The 16,246-nt window shown below is 60.7% G+C and carries 17 protein-coding genes; 12 read left to right on the top strand and 5 right to left on the bottom strand.

From position 1 onward, the window contains the following. Positions 1–55 precede the first annotated feature (55 nt). Positions 56–1,510 carry a tRNA uracil 4-sulfurtransferase ThiI gene (gene thiI / locus AC3I65_RS24785; protein ID WP_047226917.1) on the bottom strand — a complete coding sequence of 485 codons (1,455 nt, stop codon included), beginning with the start codon at positions 1,508–1,510 and terminating at the stop codon, positions 56–58. A gap of 328 nt (positions 1,511–1,838) precedes the next feature. Between thiI and glnA the strand changes: the two genes are divergently transcribed. From glnA to AC3I65_RS24820, 7 genes are all read left to right on the top strand, one after another. Beyond that, a complete protein-coding gene (glnA, locus tag AC3I65_RS24790; protein ID WP_488524241.1) occupies positions 1,839–3,245 on the top strand; it encodes a type I glutamate--ammonia ligase in 1,407 nt (468 codons plus the stop codon). 122 nt (positions 3,246–3,367) lie between these two features. Beyond that, complete coding sequence (locus AC3I65_RS24795) at positions 3,368–3,925, top strand: chorismate mutase (protein ID WP_173406453.1); 558 nt, start codon at positions 3,368–3,370, stop codon at positions 3,923–3,925. A 233-nt stretch (positions 3,926–4,158) separates the two neighbouring features. Beyond that, positions 4,159–4,677, top strand: coding sequence for a DUF4124 domain-containing protein (locus tag AC3I65_RS24800; RefSeq protein ID WP_047226964.1), 519 nt, complete (start codon positions 4,159–4,161; stop codon positions 4,675–4,677). Further along, positions 4,674–5,297 carry a DUF4124 domain-containing protein gene (locus tag AC3I65_RS24805; RefSeq protein WP_488524242.1) on the top strand — a complete coding sequence of 208 codons (624 nt, stop codon included), beginning with the start codon at positions 4,674–4,676 and terminating at the stop codon, positions 5,295–5,297. The genes AC3I65_RS24800 and AC3I65_RS24805 overlap by 4 nt, the downstream gene beginning before the upstream one ends. 231 nt (positions 5,298–5,528) lie before the next feature. Then, positions 5,529–6,614, top strand: coding sequence for a nitrogen regulation protein NR(II) (gene glnL / locus AC3I65_RS24810; RefSeq protein ID WP_047226914.1), 1,086 nt, complete (start codon positions 5,529–5,531; stop codon positions 6,612–6,614). Further along, a complete protein-coding gene (gene ntrC, locus AC3I65_RS24815; RefSeq protein WP_047226913.1) occupies positions 6,611–8,047 on the top strand; it encodes a nitrogen regulation protein NR(I) in 1,437 nt (478 codons plus the stop codon). The genes glnL and ntrC overlap by 4 nt, the downstream gene beginning before the upstream one ends. 122 nt (positions 8,048–8,169) lie before the next feature. Then, positions 8,170–8,349, top strand: a complete 180-nt coding sequence (locus AC3I65_RS24820; RefSeq protein WP_160894004.1) for a hypothetical protein — start codon at positions 8,170–8,172, stop codon at positions 8,347–8,349. A gap of 203 nt (positions 8,350–8,552) precedes the next feature. On the opposite strand, the gene AC3I65_RS24825 is transcribed toward AC3I65_RS24820, so the two are convergent. Next, positions 8,553–8,993 carry a hypothetical protein gene (locus tag AC3I65_RS24825; RefSeq protein WP_076383353.1) on the bottom strand — a complete coding sequence of 147 codons (441 nt, stop codon included), beginning with the start codon at positions 8,991–8,993 and terminating at the stop codon, positions 8,553–8,555. Between AC3I65_RS24825 and trmL the strand changes: the two genes are divergently transcribed. Beyond that, a complete protein-coding gene (trmL, locus tag AC3I65_RS24830; RefSeq protein WP_047226911.1) occupies positions 8,992–9,447 on the top strand; it encodes a tRNA (uridine(34)/cytosine(34)/5-carboxymethylaminomethyluridine(34)-2'-O)-methyltransferase TrmL in 456 nt (151 codons plus the stop codon). The genes AC3I65_RS24825 and trmL overlap by 2 nt on opposite strands. Before the next feature lie 139 nt (positions 9,448–9,586). On the opposite strand, the gene secB is transcribed toward trmL, so the two are convergent. The 3 genes from secB to AC3I65_RS24845 are packed head-to-tail and all read right to left on the bottom strand — an operon-like array spanning position 9,587 to position 10,777. Then, positions 9,587–10,069, bottom strand: a complete 483-nt coding sequence (gene secB / locus AC3I65_RS24835) for a protein-export chaperone SecB (protein ID WP_047226910.1) — start codon at positions 10,067–10,069, stop codon at positions 9,587–9,589. A 38-nt stretch (positions 10,070–10,107) separates the two neighbouring features. After that, complete coding sequence (grxC, locus tag AC3I65_RS24840) at positions 10,108–10,362, bottom strand: glutaredoxin 3 (RefSeq protein WP_047226909.1); 255 nt, start codon at positions 10,360–10,362, stop codon at positions 10,108–10,110. Between the two features lies 1 nt (position 10,363). Beyond that, positions 10,364–10,777: a rhodanese-like domain-containing protein gene (locus AC3I65_RS24845; protein WP_047226908.1), complete on the bottom strand. Its 414-nt coding sequence runs from the start codon at positions 10,775–10,777 to the stop codon at positions 10,364–10,366. 152 nt (positions 10,778–10,929) lie between these two features. Here AC3I65_RS24845 and gpmI point away from each other — a divergent pair, with 152 nt between their 5' ends. The 4 genes from gpmI to AC3I65_RS24865 all read left to right on the top strand — a co-directional run bounded on the left by gpmI (position 10,930) and on the right by AC3I65_RS24865 (position 16,106). Continuing rightward, on the top strand, positions 10,930–12,459 hold the full coding sequence (gpmI, locus tag AC3I65_RS24850; protein ID WP_274090777.1) for a 2,3-bisphosphoglycerate-independent phosphoglycerate mutase: 1,530 nt from the start codon (positions 10,930–10,932) through the stop codon (positions 12,457–12,459). 227 nt (positions 12,460–12,686) lie between these two features. Beyond that, entirely contained in the window at positions 12,687–13,973 is a 1,287-nt protein-coding gene (locus tag AC3I65_RS24855) for a murein hydrolase activator EnvC family protein (RefSeq protein WP_047226906.1), read from the top strand. A gap of 32 nt (positions 13,974–14,005) precedes the next feature. Then, positions 14,006–15,322 (top strand): S41 family peptidase, encoded by a 1,317-nt coding sequence (locus AC3I65_RS24860; RefSeq protein WP_047226905.1) that lies wholly within the window; start codon positions 14,006–14,008, stop codon positions 15,320–15,322. A gap of 1 nt (position 15,323) precedes the next feature. Next, positions 15,324–16,106, top strand: coding sequence for a divergent polysaccharide deacetylase family protein (locus AC3I65_RS24865; RefSeq protein ID WP_288911517.1), 783 nt, complete (start codon positions 15,324–15,326; stop codon positions 16,104–16,106). Positions 16,107–16,246: the final 140 nt, after the last annotated feature.

Consider the following 16,246-nt stretch of genomic DNA (forward strand, 5'->3'; position numbering starts at 1 on the left):
GTCGGCGGCGTCGGGGGGCCGGTGACGCAGGCCACAGGCAAACAGCCCCGGGCACTTAGCTCGGTCGATAAACGCGCACATTGGCATGCCCCTCACTGAGCAAATGGTGGGCATGCAGGCGACTCATCACGCCTTTGTCGCAATACAACAGGTACTGGCGAGTAGGGTCCAGTTCCTTGAAACGCGCGTTCACTGCATAGAACGGCATCGTTTGTACCTCGATACCGGCGATACTCAGCGGGTCGTCTTCAGCGTCGTCCGGGTGACGGATGTCGATGATGATCTGACCGGCCAGCGCTTCGCCGACTTCTTCAATCTGTATGTCCTGGCCCAATTCATCGATCACCCGATCGATTGGCACCAGCCTGGCGTTTTCGAGCGCACGCTCGAGCACCGCCATGTCGAATTCTTTCTCTTCATGCTCCACACGCCCGCGCTTGGCCGCAGTCTTCGGATTGACCGAGATGACCCCGCAGTATTCCGGCATGTGCCGGGCAAAATCGGCGGTGCCGATCTCGTTGGCCGTGTCGATGATGTCCTGCTTGTGGCTGGCGATCAGCGGGCGCAGCACCAGCTTTTCGGTCACGCAGTCGATCACTGACAGGTTCGGCAGCGTCTGGCTCGACACCTGGGAGATCGCCTCGCCGGTGACCAGCGCATCGATGTGCAGCCGATCGGCGATGCTGGATGCGGCACGCAACATCATACGCTTCAAAATGACGCCCATATGACTGTTATCGACTTTGCCGAGAATCTCGCCCAGGACTTCCTCGAACGGTACGCTCACAAATAACACGCGTTGGGAGCTGCCATACTTCTTCCAGATGAAGTGCGCCACTTCCATTACGCCCAGTTCATGGGCGCGCCCGCCAAGATTGAAGAAGCAGAAATGGCTCATCAGCCCGCGCCGCATGATCTGGTAGGCCGCGACCGTGGAATCGAAACCGCCGGACATCAGCACCAGGGTCTGTTCCAGCGAACCCAGCGGATACCCGCCAATGCTGTCGTGCTGACTGTGGATCACGAACAACCGCTGGTCGCGAATTTCGATGCGCACTTCAATTTGCGGGTCTTTCAATGAAATTCCGGCGGCGCCACACTGCTTGCGCAACTGGCTGCCGACGTATCTCTCCACGTCCATCGAGCTGAACGGGTGTTTGCCGGCGCGCTTGCAGCGCACCGAGAAAATCTTGCCGGCCAGGGCATCACCATAATGCAGCTTGCACTTGGCGAGGATGTCGTCGAAATCCCCCAGCGGGTATTCGTCGACCTGCAGGAAATGCGCGATGCCCGGCATGCAGCTCAGGCGCTCGGTCATTTCCTTGAGAATCTTGGGTTCGCTGACGCGGGTTTCCAGTTCGAGGTTGTCCCACACGCCGTTCACCACCACAGCCGGGTCCAGATCGCGGAGCACGGCACGGATGTTCTTGGCCAACTGGCGGATGAAACGCATCCGTACCGGGCGGCTCTTGATGGTGATCTCGGGGAAGACTTTTACGATTAGTTTCATGAAAACAGCGCGCGAACGGCCAGCCGAAAAAGGGGGGCGCGGATTATAGCGGAAATTGCTCAAGGTTTAACCAGTTAATGTGCACTCGGTTTTCAACGCACCAAAACAGGTCATCTCTCGCAAGTTACGCCACATTGCAGTGCGCAATTGTTCGACAATCCGCGAATACAGGCTATAAAAGCGTGGATTTGGTGCAAAAAACCCATGCTGGGGCACTGGCATGCAAATTGCTCCCTTGTGAGGCAGGTTGCCTTGGCAGAGTATTCGCGCCGGCATCACCCATATCTAAGGGCACACCATTACCCGCCCGAAGCCACCCGGAGGACATATGTCGAAGTCGGTTCAACTCATCAAAGATCATGACGTCAAGTGGATTGATCTGCGCTTCACTGACACCAAAGGCACTCAACATCACGTGACCATGCCGGCCCGTGATGCGCTGGACGACGAATTCTTTGAAATCGGAAAGATGTTCGACGGTTCCTCCATCTCTGGCTGGAAAGGCATCGAAGCCTCCGACATGATCCTGATGCCGGACGACGAAACTGCCGTCCTGGACCCGTTCACCGAAGAGCCGACCCTGATCCTGGTCTGCGACATCATCGAACCTTCGACCATGCAAGGCTATGACCGCGACCCACGCGCCATCGCCCACCGTGCCGAGGAATACCTGAAGTCCACCGGTATCGGCGACACCGCTTTCTTCGGCCCTGAGCCTGAGTTCTTCATCTTCGACTCGGTCAAGTTCAAGTCCGACATCTCCGGCTCCATGTTCAAGATCTTCTCCGAACAAGGTTCGTGGATGTCCGATCAGGACGTGGAAGGCGGTAACAAAGGCCACCGTCCTGGTATCAAGGGCGGCTACTTCCCGGTTCCACCGTTCGACTTCGACCACGAGATCCGTACCTCCATGTGCAACGCACTGGAAGAGATGGGCCAGACCGTCGAAGTTCACCACCACGAAGTGGCGACTGCCGGCCAGAACGAAATCGGCGTGAAATTCAACACGCTGGTCAAGAAAGCTGACGAAGTCCAGACCCTGAAGTACTGCGTACACAACGTTGCTGATGCATACGGCCGCACCGCGACCTTCATGCCGAAGCCTCTGTACGGCGACAACGGTTCGGGCATGCACGTGCACATGTCGATCTCCAAAGACGGCAAGAACACCTTCGCTGGCGAAGGTTATGCCGGCCTGTCGGACACCGCTCTGTACTTCATCGGCGGTATCATCAAGCACGGTAAGGCCCTGAACGGCTTCACCAACCCGTCGACCAACTCCTACAAGCGTCTGGTACCAGGCTTCGAAGCACCGGTCATGCTGGCCTACTCGGCTCGTAACCGTTCCGCCTCGATCCGTATTCCTTACGTCAACAGCCCTAAGGCTCGCCGTATCGAAGCTCGCTTCCCGGATCCGGCTGCCAACCCGTACCTGGCCTTCGCTGCACTGATGATGGCCGGTCTGGACGGTATTCAGAACAAGATCCACCCTGGCGATGCCGCCGACAAAAACCTGTATGACCTGCCGCCTGAAGAGGCCAAGCAAATCCCACAGGTTTGTGGCAGCCTGAAAGAAGCCCTGGAAGAGCTGGACAAGGGCCGTGCGTTCCTGACCAAGGGCGGCGTATTCAGCGATGACTTCATCGACGCTTACATCGCACTGAAAAGCGAAGAAGAAATCAAGGTTCGCACCTTCGTACACCCACTGGAATATGAGCTGTACTACAGCTGCTGATCCGGTAGCGTCGCCCCACGGGGCGTGAATAAAAAGAGGCCTCCTTCGGGAGGCCTTTTTTATGGGCGCAGGTTACGTGCATGATTGTCTGCGCCCTCCACTATTCGAAGACGAGATCACCCATGACTTCGCGCGTTTCATTCTGCCTTGCTCTGTCTGCCGCGTTGTTGGGCACCGCCGCCCAGGCCGCCACCGCACCCACCACCCTCGCCCCACTGCTCGGCACCATAGGCGAGCGCCTGGCCATTGCCGATCAGGTCGCCCTGAGCAAGTGGGACAGCCGCAAACCGGTGGAAGATCGCCAGCGCGAACGCGAGGTGATCGCCGCTGCCGTCGCCCAGGCACCAGCTTACAAACTGAGCAGTGAAGCGGTAGAGGCGTTTTTCGCCGCACAAATAGAAGCCAACAAACTGGTGCAATACGCGCATCTGTCCGACTGGCAACTGCAAGGCAAAGCCCCGGACGCACCGCGCCCGGACCTGGTTAGGCAGATCCGCCCGCAGCTGGATCAACTGCAAAAACGCCTGCTGCAACAACTGGCCGACTTCAGCCCCTACCGCACCGACCCGCAATGCCCGCAATGGCTGGCCCAGGCCACCCATACCGTCAGTAACGACCCGTTGCGGCAAATGGCGCTGGTTCGGGCGACCGCAGAGCTGTGCGTCCTCACAAAATCCTGAGCCCACACATCTTTCCCCTGTGGGAGCGAGCCTGCTCGCGATGAGGCCAGCCCATCTACCACTTGTGTGACTGACACTCCGCCATCGCGAGCAGGCTCGCTCCCACAGGGGTCCAGTGTCGAACCTGGAGGCTGTGAACACCGCCCCCACAAGGGATGGCGTGCAACAACTTGGGCCAACCGCCTCCCCTGACCTATGCTGCAATCCAACACTTTCGGTTTTCGGTTGATTTTATGGGTCGTGGCTTTCCAGGAATGCTGTTGTTGCTGTTGGCGCTGCCAGCCGCCGCACAGATCTACAAATACACCGACGCCGACGGTAACACCGCCTATAGCAACCAGCCGCCCGATGGCATACCGGCCCAGGCAGTGGAGCTGCCGCCACTCAACAGTGTCGAACCCCAGCCCCCGACCAACCCGAACGCTGCTGCGCCCGCCGCGAACCGGGACGAGCCAGGCAACGCCTACGAAACTCTGGAGCTGACAGACATCCCCAGCGAAGAGGCCCTGCGCGCCAACAACGGCACCTTCACCGTTGGCGTCCTGGCTCGGCCGCGTCTGCAAAGCCCTCATCTGTTCAGGTTGTTGCTGGACGGCCAGCCCTATGGCCAGCCGAGCAACGTGCCGCGCCTGCAATTGGTGAATATCGATCGGGGCGAGCACAGCCTGGCGGTACAGGTCATCGACGGCGAACATCTTGTGCAACAGAGCGAAACCGTCATCTTCACCGTGCAACGGGTGCACCGCCCATGATCCGCTGGCTGCTCGTGCTGTGCCTGGCCGTGCTGCCAGGGCTGGGGGCAGCGCAGGTCTATACCTACATCGACGCCCAGGGCAATCGCGTCTTCACCGATCAACCGCGTCCCGGTAACGCACAGAAAGTGCAACTGCCGCCCGCCAACCGGATGGCGACACCGCCCTCCGGCGCAGCCTCGGCGTCGGCGCCTGAAAAAAAGCCCGATCCCATGTTCCGTTACGAAATGCTGCGACTGTTGATCCCTGAACCGGATGCCACGATACGCAGCACAGCGGGGGAACTGATCGTCACGGTCACCAGCGAACCCGGTTTGCAAAAAGGCCACCGCTACCGCCTGCTACTGGATGGCAACCCCACAGGCGAACCGGGACCCAGCCCAGTGTTCGCGCTGAGCAACATTGATCGGGGCAGCCATCATCTGGCGGTAGAGATTCTCGATGAGCAGGGCCGTATCGTCGAACGTACCGCCAACCAGCCCTTCCACATGCAGCGCATTTCCCTGGCGCAGAAACGCCGCATCAAACCCTGCGCCACCGCCGACTACGGCCAGCGTCCCGAATGCCCCCTCACCGACGAGCCCGCAGAAGAGCAAAGCAGCATCCTGCCGTTCTTCTAACGCCCGCCTGGATGGCGCACTATATTGGTGCAAGTGTCTGCACCCTACTCAAATTCCAGCCCATTTTGGTTCGAAAGTACCCGAAAAAGCTGGCAGAACGCCACGCAATCGGGCGAAAAAGGTTCGTTTGAGGCTCTAAACGCTTCTTTTCGGAGCCTTGGTTTGGTTTTTGCATTTTCCTTGTATCGGCGCGTCATACGCGTGCTTGCTTACGCTCCAAAAGAGGTCCTGATGACCATTAGCGACGCACTACACCGCTTGCTACTCGATAACCTCACCACCGCAACCATCCTGCTCGATGCCGAACTGCGGCTCGAGTACATGAACCCGGCGGCAGAGATGCTGCTGGCCGTCAGCGGCCAGCGCAGCCACGGGCAGTTCATCAGCGAGCTGTTCACCGAATCGGCCGAGGCGCTCAACTCCTTGCGCCAGGCAGTGGAACAGGCGCACCCGTTCACCAAGCGCGAAGCGATGCTCACCGCCCTGACCGGCCAGACACTGACCGTGGATTACGCGGTAACACCGATCCTGAACAACGGTGCCACGCTGTTGCTACTGGAGGTGCACCCCCGTGATCGCCTGCTGCGCATCACCAAGGAAGAGGCTCAGTTGTCCAAGCAGGAAACCAGCAAGATGCTGGTGCGCGGCCTGGCCCATGAGATCAAGAACCCCCTCGGCGGGATTCGCGGCGCGGCGCAACTGTTGGCCCGGGAGCTGCCCGAAGAAAGTCTCAAGGACTACACCAACGTCATCATTGAAGAAGCCGACCGCTTGCGCAATCTGGTGGATCGCATGCTCGGCTCCAACAAGCTGCCGTCCCTGGCGATGTGCAACGTTCACGAAGTGCTGGAGCGCGTCAGCAGCCTGGTGGAAGCCGAGAGCCAGGGGTGCATCACCTTGGTGCGCGACTACGACCCGAGCATTCCCGATGTTTTGATCGATCGCGAGCAGATGATCCAGGCGGTGCTGAACATCGTGCGCAACGCCATGCAGGCCATCAGCAGCCAGAACGAGCTGCGCCTGGGCCGCATCAGCCTGCGCACCCGCGCCATGCGCCAGTTCACCATCGGCCATGTGCGTCATCGCCTGGTGACCAAGATCGAAATCATCGACAACGGCCCGGGCATTCCCGCGGAGTTGCAGGAAACCATCTTCTTTCCCATGGTCAGCGGCCGCCCTGACGGTACCGGGCTGGGCCTGTCCATTACCCAAAACATCATCAGTCAGCATCAGGGCTTGATCGAATGTGAGAGCCATCCCGGCCACACCACCTTTTCGATCTTCCTGCCACTGGAACAAGGAGCCACATCGACATGAGCCGTAGTGAAACCGTGTGGATCGTCGATGACGACCGTTCTATCCGTTGGGTCCTGGAAAAAGCCTTGCAACAGGAAGGCATGACCACCCAGAGCTTCGACAGCGCCGACGGAGTGATGAGCCGCCTGGCCCGTCAGCAACCGGACGTCATCATCTCCGACATCCGCATGCCCGGCGCTAGCGGTCTGGACCTGCTGGCGCGGATTCGCGAGCAGCACCCACGGCTGCCGGTGATCATCATGACCGCCCATTCGGACCTGGACAGCGCTGTGGCGTCCTACCAGGGCGGCGCCTTCGAATACCTGCCCAAGCCCTTCGACGTCGATGAGGCCGTGTCACTGGTCAAGCGCGCCAACCAGCACGCCCAGGAGCAACAGGGTATGGAAGAGGTGCCAGCGCTGGCACGCACCCCGGAAATCATCGGTGAAGCGCCGGCAATGCAGGAAGTGTTTCGCGCCATTGGGCGCTTGAGCCACTCCAACATTACCGTGCTGATCAACGGCGAATCGGGCACCGGTAAAGAACTGGTCGCCCATGCCCTGCACCGCCACAGTCCACGGGCGGCCTCACCGTTCATTGCGCTGAACATGGCGGCGATCCCCAAGGACCTGATGGAGTCCGAGCTGTTCGGTCACGAGAAAGGCGCGTTCACCGGCGCAGCCAACCTGCGGCGCGGGCGCTTCGAACAAGCCGACGGCGGCACCTTGTTCCTCGACGAAATCGGCGACATGCCGGCTGACACCCAGACCCGGCTGTTGCGCGTGCTGGCGGACGGCGAGTTCTATCGGGTGGGCGGCCATACACCGGTCAAGGTCGATGTACGCATCATCGCCGCGACCCACCAGAACCTGGAAACCCTGGTCCACGCGGGCAAATTCCGCGAAGACTTGTTCCATCGCCTGAATGTGATCCGCATTCATATCCCGCGCCTGGCGGACCGTCGCGAAGACATCCCGACCCTGGCCCGGCACTTCCTCAGCCGCGCGGCCCAGGAGCTGGCGGTAGAGCCCAAACTGCTCAAGAGCGAAACCGAGGAATACCTCAAGAACCTGCCGTGGCCCGGCAACGTGCGCCAGCTGGAGAACACCTGCCGCTGGATCACGGTGATGGCGTCCGGTCGCGAAGTGCACATCAGCGATCTTCCACCGGAGCTGCTCAGCCTGCCGCAGGACTCGGCCCCGGTGACCAACTGGGAACAGGCCCTGCGCCAGTGGGCCGACCAGGCCCTGGCCCGCGGCCAATCGAACCTGCTGGACAGCGCCGTACCGAGTTTCGAACGCATCATGATCGAGACCGCCCTCAAGCACACCGCCGGCCGCCGTCGCGACGCCGCGGTGCTGCTGGGCTGGGGCCGCAATACCTTGACCCGCAAGATCAAGGAATTGGGGATGAAGGTTGATGGCGGGGATGATGATGAGGGGGATGAGGGCTGAGCAGCCTTTAGCCCTTCACTGATCTTGAAGGCCAATCGCGAGCAGGCTCGCTCCCACAAAGGTTTGCGGTGTCGCGACTATCTTGTGGGAGCGAGCCTGCTCGCGATGCTTTTGAAGGCTTGATGCACCGCATCGATGCACTGAGAACCGCAATGGCACATGCGGCCCCCCGTCAAAACCAATCAGCCCAACTCGAAGAAACCGCACAAACAAAAGCAAAAGCCCCGAAATACGGGGCTTTGCGCATCATCAGCAGATTTTTTGTGACAAGCCATTTAAAACTGGCACGCCCCCTGCAATAACTCAATCACTACCCAGTTTCGGGGACCTTGGTACAGGCAGGCCGGGGATTCCCCATTTTACATCGGGCTCATCGAGCCCACTGTTTTGGGGGCCTTGATACAGGCAGGTCAAGGTTTCCCTTCTTTACACCCGGGGCTGCGCGTTTAACGCAAGCCCCTCCCGTTTGGGGACCTTGGTACAGGCAGGCCGGGGATTCCCTCTTTTATTGCTCCTGGAGACGGATCTCCAGCCGCCAGCGGTCATCGACCTCGCTGCCGGCCCACTCCCCCCGCAATGGACGCGCCGCCACCAGCGTCAGCAACAACCCTTTGTCACTCAAACGCACCCGCCAGTTCACGTCCTTGCCATTGAGTTTGAGCTGGCCCTTCTGCGGACGGCCCTCTGCCTGGAGCAACAGCGCCACTGAGCCGTCGATGATTTCCCCATGCAGCTTGGGCTCGTTGTTGAACCAGGCCACCAGCGTCCCGTCGATCACTTCGACCTGTTGCAGCACGCTCGGCTCGGGCGTGGTCAGGCGACCGATCATCAGGCCGACCATCAGACCGAAGATCGCCAAAGACCCCATCACTCGAGGTAATAGCTTCGAACGCTGATCGGTTTGCGGCGTAGAATGCCGCTCATCTTTATCTGCGGAGCCGTGCATGTTTCACGTCATCCTTTTTCAACCGGAAATTCCGCCGAACACCGGCAACGTCATCAGGCTGTGCGCCAACAGCGGCTGCCACCTGCATCTGATCGAACCACTGGGCTTCGAGATGGACGACAAGCGCCTGCGCCGTGCCGGTCTCGACTACCACGAGTATGCCACCCTGCAACGCCATGCCGATCTCGCCAGCTGTCTGGAGAGCCTGGGGCATCCGCGCTTGTTTGCCTTCACCACCAAGGGGTCGCGGCCATTCCATGATGCCAGCTTCGTCGCGGGCGATGCGTTCCTGTTCGGCCCGGAAAGCCGTGGCCTGCCGGCCGAGGTACTGGACGCCCTGCCCGCCGACCAGCGTCTGCGCCTGCCGATGCGCGAAGGCTGTCGCAGCCTGAACCTGTCCAATACCGTGGCAGTGGCCGTTTACGAGGCCTGGCGGCAGAACGGTTTCCGGTAACCCTGGCCAGAAACTTCTGTGGGAGCGAGCCTGCTCGCGATAGCGCTTTACCAGTCAACTCAATACTGACTGACATGACGCTATCGCGAGCAGGCTCGCTCCCACAGGTTTATACCTTGTGCTACAGCCGCGATACCGCTTACTGAACGGTCGCGGCGCCTTCTTGCTGCATGCGCTGCAGTTCTTGCGCGTACAGGGCATCGAAGTTCACCGGGGCCAGCATCAGGGCCGGGAACGAACCGCGGGTCACCAGGCTGTCCAGGGTTTCGCGGGCGTACGGGAACAGGATGTTGGGGCAGAAGGCACCCAGGGTGTGGCTCATCGAAGCGGCATCCAGGTTCTTGATCAGGAAGATCCCGGCTTGCTGCACTTCGGCAATGAACGCCACTTCGTCACCGTTCTTCACGGTCACCGACAGGGTCAGCACCACTTCGTGGAAATCATCTTCCAGGGCTTTCTGGCGAGTGTTCAGGTCCAGGCCTACGCTCGGCTCCCACTGCTGGCGAAAGATCGCCGGGCTTTTCGGGGCTTCGAAGGACAGGTCACGCACATAAATACGCTGCAAGGAGAATTGCGGTGCGGTTTCTTCTTCGCTGGCAGCTGTGTTCTGTTGGTCAGTCATCGCAGATCCTTCTTACTTTCAGGTTCTTAGTGGGGAATTCAGGCCTTGAGCATCGCATCGAGCTTGCCGGCGCGATCCAGGGCAAACAGATCATCGCAACCGCCCACGTGGGTGCTGCCGATCCAGATCTGCGGCACGGAGGTACGTCCGGCCTTTTGAGTCATTTCGGCGCGCAGTTGCGGCTTGCCGTCGACCTTGATCTCTTCGAAAGCCACACCTTTGTTCTTGAGCAGGAACTTGGCTCGGGAGCAATAGGGGCAGTAATCGCTGGAATAGACAACAACGTGGGTCATATCACTTCACCAGGGGCAGATTGTCGGCTTTCCAGCTTGCAACGCCACCGGACAGTTTGGCGGCGGTAAAGCCGGACTTCATCAGCTCGCGGGCATGAGTGCCTGCGTGCTGGCCCTGAGCATCCACCAGGATCAGCGTCTTGGCCTTGTGTTTTTCCAGTTCACCGATACGAGCGATCAGTTTGTCCTGGGGAATGTTCACCGCGCCGACAATGTGACCAGCGGCGAAATCCTTGCTCGGGCGGATGTCTACCACCACGCCGGTGTCCTTGTTGACCAGTGCCGTCAGCTCGCCAGTACTGAGGCTGCGACCGCCGCCCTGCATCGTATGGGCAACCAGCAACGCCAGCAGTACGACGAAGATACCGACGAGAAGGTAGTGGTTAGTGGCAAATTCAATCAGGTGAGCAACCATCGAAGGAGGTTCCAGGGCGTTAAAATGTCGGCCAGTATACACAGCACACAAGGCCGGCCAAACCCCGCCCGGCGGTGACGGCACCGGAACTTACCTTTAAACTGCCCGTCCCTTTTCCATCGCCTTCTTTTAATCAGCCACGAGTGGATTCCATGACTACCACGCCTAAACCTTTGGTCCTGATGATTCTCGACGGCTTCGGTCACAGTGACAGCCACGAATCCAATGCCGTGTACGCGGCCCGCAAGCCTGTGCTGGACCGTCTGTGGGCCACCGTGCCGAACGGCCTGATCTCCGGCAGCGGCATGGACGTCGGCCTGCCCGACGGACAGATGGGCAACTCCGAAGTCGGCCACATGAACCTCGGCGCGGGCCGCGTGGTGTATCAGGACTTCACCCGCGTGACCAAAGCGATCCGCGACGGCGAGTTCTTTGAAAACCCGACCATCTGCGCTGCTGTGGATAAAGCCGTGGCTGCTGGCAAAGCCGTCCACTTCATGGGCCTGCTGTCCGATGGCGGCGTGCACAGCCACCAGGACCACCTGATCGCCATGGCTGAACTGGCCTTCAAGCGCGGTGCCGAAAAAATCTACCTGCACGCGTTCCTCGATGGCCGCGACACGCCACCAAAAAGCGCCACTTCGTCGATCGAACTGCTCGACAGCACCTTCCAGGCTCTCGGCAAGGGCCGTATCGCCAGCATCGTCGGCCGTTACTACGCCATGGACCGCGATAACCGCTGGGACCGGGTGTCCCAGGCCTACAACCTGATCGTCGACGGCAACGCCGAGTTCAACGCCGCCACCGCCCAGGAAGGCCTGCAAGCCGCCTACGAGCGGGGTGAAAGCGACGAATTCGTCAAGGCCACCACCATCGGCGAGCCGGTCAAAGTCGAGGACGGCGACGCCGTGGTGTTCATGAACTTCCGCGCCGACCGTGCCCGCGAGCTGACCCGCGTGTTTGTCGAAGACGATTTCAAGGAGTTCGAACGCGCCCGCCAGCCGAAACTGGCCGGCTTCGTGATGCTGACCCAATACGCCGCCAGCATCCCCGCGCCGTCGGCCTTCGCCGCCGGCAGCCTGGAAAACGTGCTGGGCGACTACCTGGCGAAGAACGGCAAGACCCAACTGCGCATCGCTGAAACCGAGAAGTATGCCCACGTGACGTTCTTCTTCTCCGGTGGCCGTGAAGAGCCCTTCCCCGGCGAAGAACGCATCCTGATCCCGTCGCCGAAAGTCGCCACCTATGACCTGCAACCGGAGATGAGCGCACCGGAGGTCACCGACCGCATCGTCGATGCCATCGAGCACCAGCGCTACGACGTGATCGTGGTCAACTACGCCAACGGCGACATGGTCGGCCACAGCGGGGTGTTCGACGCCGCGGTCAAAGCGGTGGAATGCCTGGACACCTGCGTCGGGCGCATCGTCGAGGCGCTGGAAAAAGTCGGCGGTGAAGCGCTGATCACCGCCGACCACGGGAATGTCGAGCAGATGTCCGACGAGTCCACCGGCCAGGCCCACACCGCCCACACCACCGAGCCGGTGCCATTTATCTATGTCGGCAAGCGTGACTTCAAGGTCCGCGATGGCGGCGTACTGGCTGACGTGGCGCCGACCATGCTGATGTTGCTGGGGATGGAGAAGCCGACGGAGATGACCGGGACGTCGATCCTGGTCTGATTGATCCATCAATCACCGCATACCCTGTGGGAGCGAGCTTGCTCGCGATAGCGATCTTCCAATCAACATCTTTGTTGAATGTGCTGGCGCCATCGCGAGCAAGCTCGCTCCCACATTGGTTTTTGGTGTTTTTTGGGCCAGTTATCACACAGCCCCAAATGGGCGTTTTTTTTGCAGCGTGGGGCGGGCATACTAGGCCGTCCCTTTCCCTGGTGTCGCCCGCCTCTATGCTTCGCGTTCTGATAGCCCTCGCTCTGACCTGCCTGCTCCAACCGGCCTTCGCTGACGAGCGCGCACAAACCCAACAGCAGTTGGACGCCACGCGTCAGGACATTGCCGAGCTGAAAAAGCTGCTGGGCAAGTTGCAGGAAGAGAAGTCCGGCGTGCAGAAAGATCTGCGCGGTACCGAGACCGAGATGGGCAAGCTGGAAAAGCAGGTCGACGCCCTGCAACAAGAGCTGAAGAAAAGTGAATCCGAGTTGCAGCGACTCGATACGGAGAAAAAAAAACTCCAGAGCGCGCGCACTGAACAGCAAAAGCTGATCGCCATCCAGGCCCGCGCGGCCTACCAGAACGGCCGTCAGGAGTACCTCAAGCTGTTGCTCAACCAGCAGAACCCCGAGAAATTCGCTCGCACACTCACGTACTACGATTACCTGAGCCAGGCACGCCTGGAGCAACTCAAGAGCTTTAACGAAACCCTGCGCCAGCTGGCCAATGTCGAAAAAGAGATTGAATTGCAGCAGGCCCAGTTGCTGGTGCAGAAAAGCAGCCTCGACACCCAGCGCGAAGAACTCGAGAAGGTTCGCAAGGAGCGTCAGGTCGCCCTGGCCAAGCTCAATGAGGACGTGAAGGCCCGCGACAGCAAGCTCAAGGCTCGCGAGCAGGACCAGGCTCAACTGGCAAAAGTCTTGAAGACCATCGAAGAAACCCTGGCACGCCAGGCTCGAGAGGCGGAAGAAGCGCGCCAGAAGGCGCTGATCGCCCAGCAGGAAGCCGAAAAAAAGCGCTTGCGTGAGGCCCAGGCCGACGCCAGCGATGCACCGCGCAAACCTGCCCGATCAAGCCCTGGCCCCCTGGTTTCGGCAGGGGGTGAAACCTTCGGCGGCGCCTTTGCTTCGGCACGGGGCAAACTTCCATGGCCGGTCAATGGTCGATTGCTTGCACGCTTCGGCCAAACCCGCGGCGATGATACCCGCACCAAATGGGACGGCGTGATGATCAGCGCCACTGCCGGCAGCCAGGTGCATGCCGTGCATGGCGGTCGTGTGGTGTTCGCCGACTGGCTTCGCGGCGCCGGCCTGCTGGTGATCCTGGATCATGGTAATGGCTATTTGAGCCTGTACGGCCATAACCAGACGCTGCTCAAGGCGGCCGGCGATGTAGTCAAGGCCGGCGAGTCCATCTCTACGGTTGGTAACAGTGGCGGGCAGGATACGCCAGCGCTGTATTTCGCTATTCGTCAGCAGGGTCGCCCCAGTGACCCGACCCAATGGTGTCGTGCGCAAGGATAAGCGCGCCCATCCAACTCAGGAGTTCGTTCGACATGCTGCATTTGTCCCGCCTCACCTCGCTGGCCCTGACGATCGCCCTAGTGATCGGTGCGCCCCTGGCGTTCGCCGCTGAACCGGCCCCCTCGTCGACCGCCGCTACGGCCGCGACCACCAAGGCCCCGCTGCCGCTGGACGAACTGCGCACCTTTGCCGAAGTCATGGACCGGATCAAGGCCGCCTACGTGGAACCGGTGGACGACAAGCTGCTGCTGGAGAACGCCATCAAGGGCATGCTCAGCAACCTTGACCCCCACTCGGCCTACCTGGGGCCGGAAGATTTCGCCGAGCTGCAGGAAAGCACCAGCGGCGAGTTCGGCGGCCTGGGCATCGAGGTCGGCAGCGAAGACGGCTTCGTCAAAGTGGTTTCGCCCATCGACGACACGCCTGCTTCCAAGGCCGGCATCCAGGCCGGTGACTTCATCGTCAAGATCAACGGCCAGCCGACTCGCGGCCAGAGCATGACCGAAGCCGTGGACAAGATGCGCGGCAAGATCGGCCAGAAGATTACCCTGACCCTGGTGCGCGATGGCGGCACACCGTTCGACGTGACCCTGACCCGCGCGATCATCCAGGTCAAAAGCGTGAAGAGCCAGTTGCTGGAGTCGGGCTACGGCTACATCCGCATCACCCAGTTCCAGGTCAAGACCGGCGAAGAAGTCGCCAAGGCCCTGGCCAAGCTGCGCAAGGACAACGGCAAGAAGCTCAACGGCATGGTCCTGGACCTGCGTAACAACCCCGGCGGCGTGCTGCAATCGGCCGTGGAGGTGGTGGACCATTTCATCACCAAGGGCCTGATCGTCTACACCAAGGGCCGCATCGCCAATTCCGAGCTGCGCTTTTCGGCCACCGGCAACGACCTGAGCGAAGCCGTGCCGCTGGTGGTACTGATCAACGGTGGCAGCGCTTCGGCATCGGAAATCGTCGCCGGCGCCCTGCAGGACCAGAAACGCGGTGTCGTCATGGGCACCACCAGTTTTGGCAAAGGCTCGGTGCAGACCGTCTTGCCGCTCAACAATGACCGCGCCCTGAAGATCACTACTGCGCTGTACTACACCCCTAACGGCCGATCCATCCAGGCCCAGGGCATCGTCCCGGACATCGAGGTGCGCAAGGCCAAGATCACCAGCGAGCAGGACAGCGAGTACTTCAAGGAAGCTGACTTGCAGGGTCACTTGGGCAATGGCAACGGCGGCGCCGACAAACCGACCGGTTCCGGCGCCAAGGCCAAGCCCATGCCGCAGGATGATGATTATCAGTTGGCTCAGGCCCTGAGCCTGCTCAAAGGACTGAACATCACTTCCGGCCGCTGAGATGGGCCTGCGCTTCATCCTGGGCCTGGTGTGCTGCCTGGCTGGCGCGGCCTTTGCCGCGCCCGCCACACCGGCACCGACACCGCACAAGGCCTACCTGAGCCTGATCATCGATGACCTGGGGCAAAACCTGCCTCGGGATCGCCGCGTGCTGGCCCTGCCCGGCCCGGTCACTGCGGCGATCATGCCCGATACGCCACACGCTGCCGAACTCGCCCGCGAAGCCCATCGCGCCGGCAAGGTCGTCATGCTGCACATGCCCATGGACCCGGCCACCGGGCCGTTCGCCTGGCATCCGGAACTGCCCCTTGAAGAGTTGGGAAAACGCCTCGACGCCGCATTCGCCGCAGTGCCCTTCACCAGCGGGATCAATAACCACATGGGCAGCCGCATGACTTCCCAGCCGCGGGCCATGGCGTGGTTGATGGCGAACTTGCAGCAGCGACACAAGTTCTTTGTCGACAGCCGCACCAGCGCCCAGACAGTCGCCGCCGCCGAGGCGCAAAAAATCGGCCTCGCCAGCGTGTCACGTGATGTGTTCCTGGACGATGAGCGCACCGAAGCGGCCATCGCCCATCAGCTTCAGGTCGCCATAGAGCTGGCTCGCCAGCAGGGCTCTGCGGTGATGATCGGCCATCCCTATCCGCAGACCCTGGCCGTGCTCGAACGCGAACTGCCCAGGCTCAAGGCCCAGGGCATCGAATGGATCGACATCAAGTCGATGATCAGCTTGCGCAGCAATCGGGCGATGGCTGGGCATGGCAAAGATGGGGTTTATCGGTAGCGACTGAGCGCTATCTCAAACAGCGGCGCCGCCATCGCGAGCAGGCTCGCTCCCACAGTGATCCATGGTGAACACATTATTTGCAGACACCCACAATACCTGTGGGAGCGAGCTTGCTCGCGATGACGGCTGTACATTCA

The sequence above is a fragment of the Pseudomonas sp. N-1-13 genome (genome assembly GCF_057787095.1).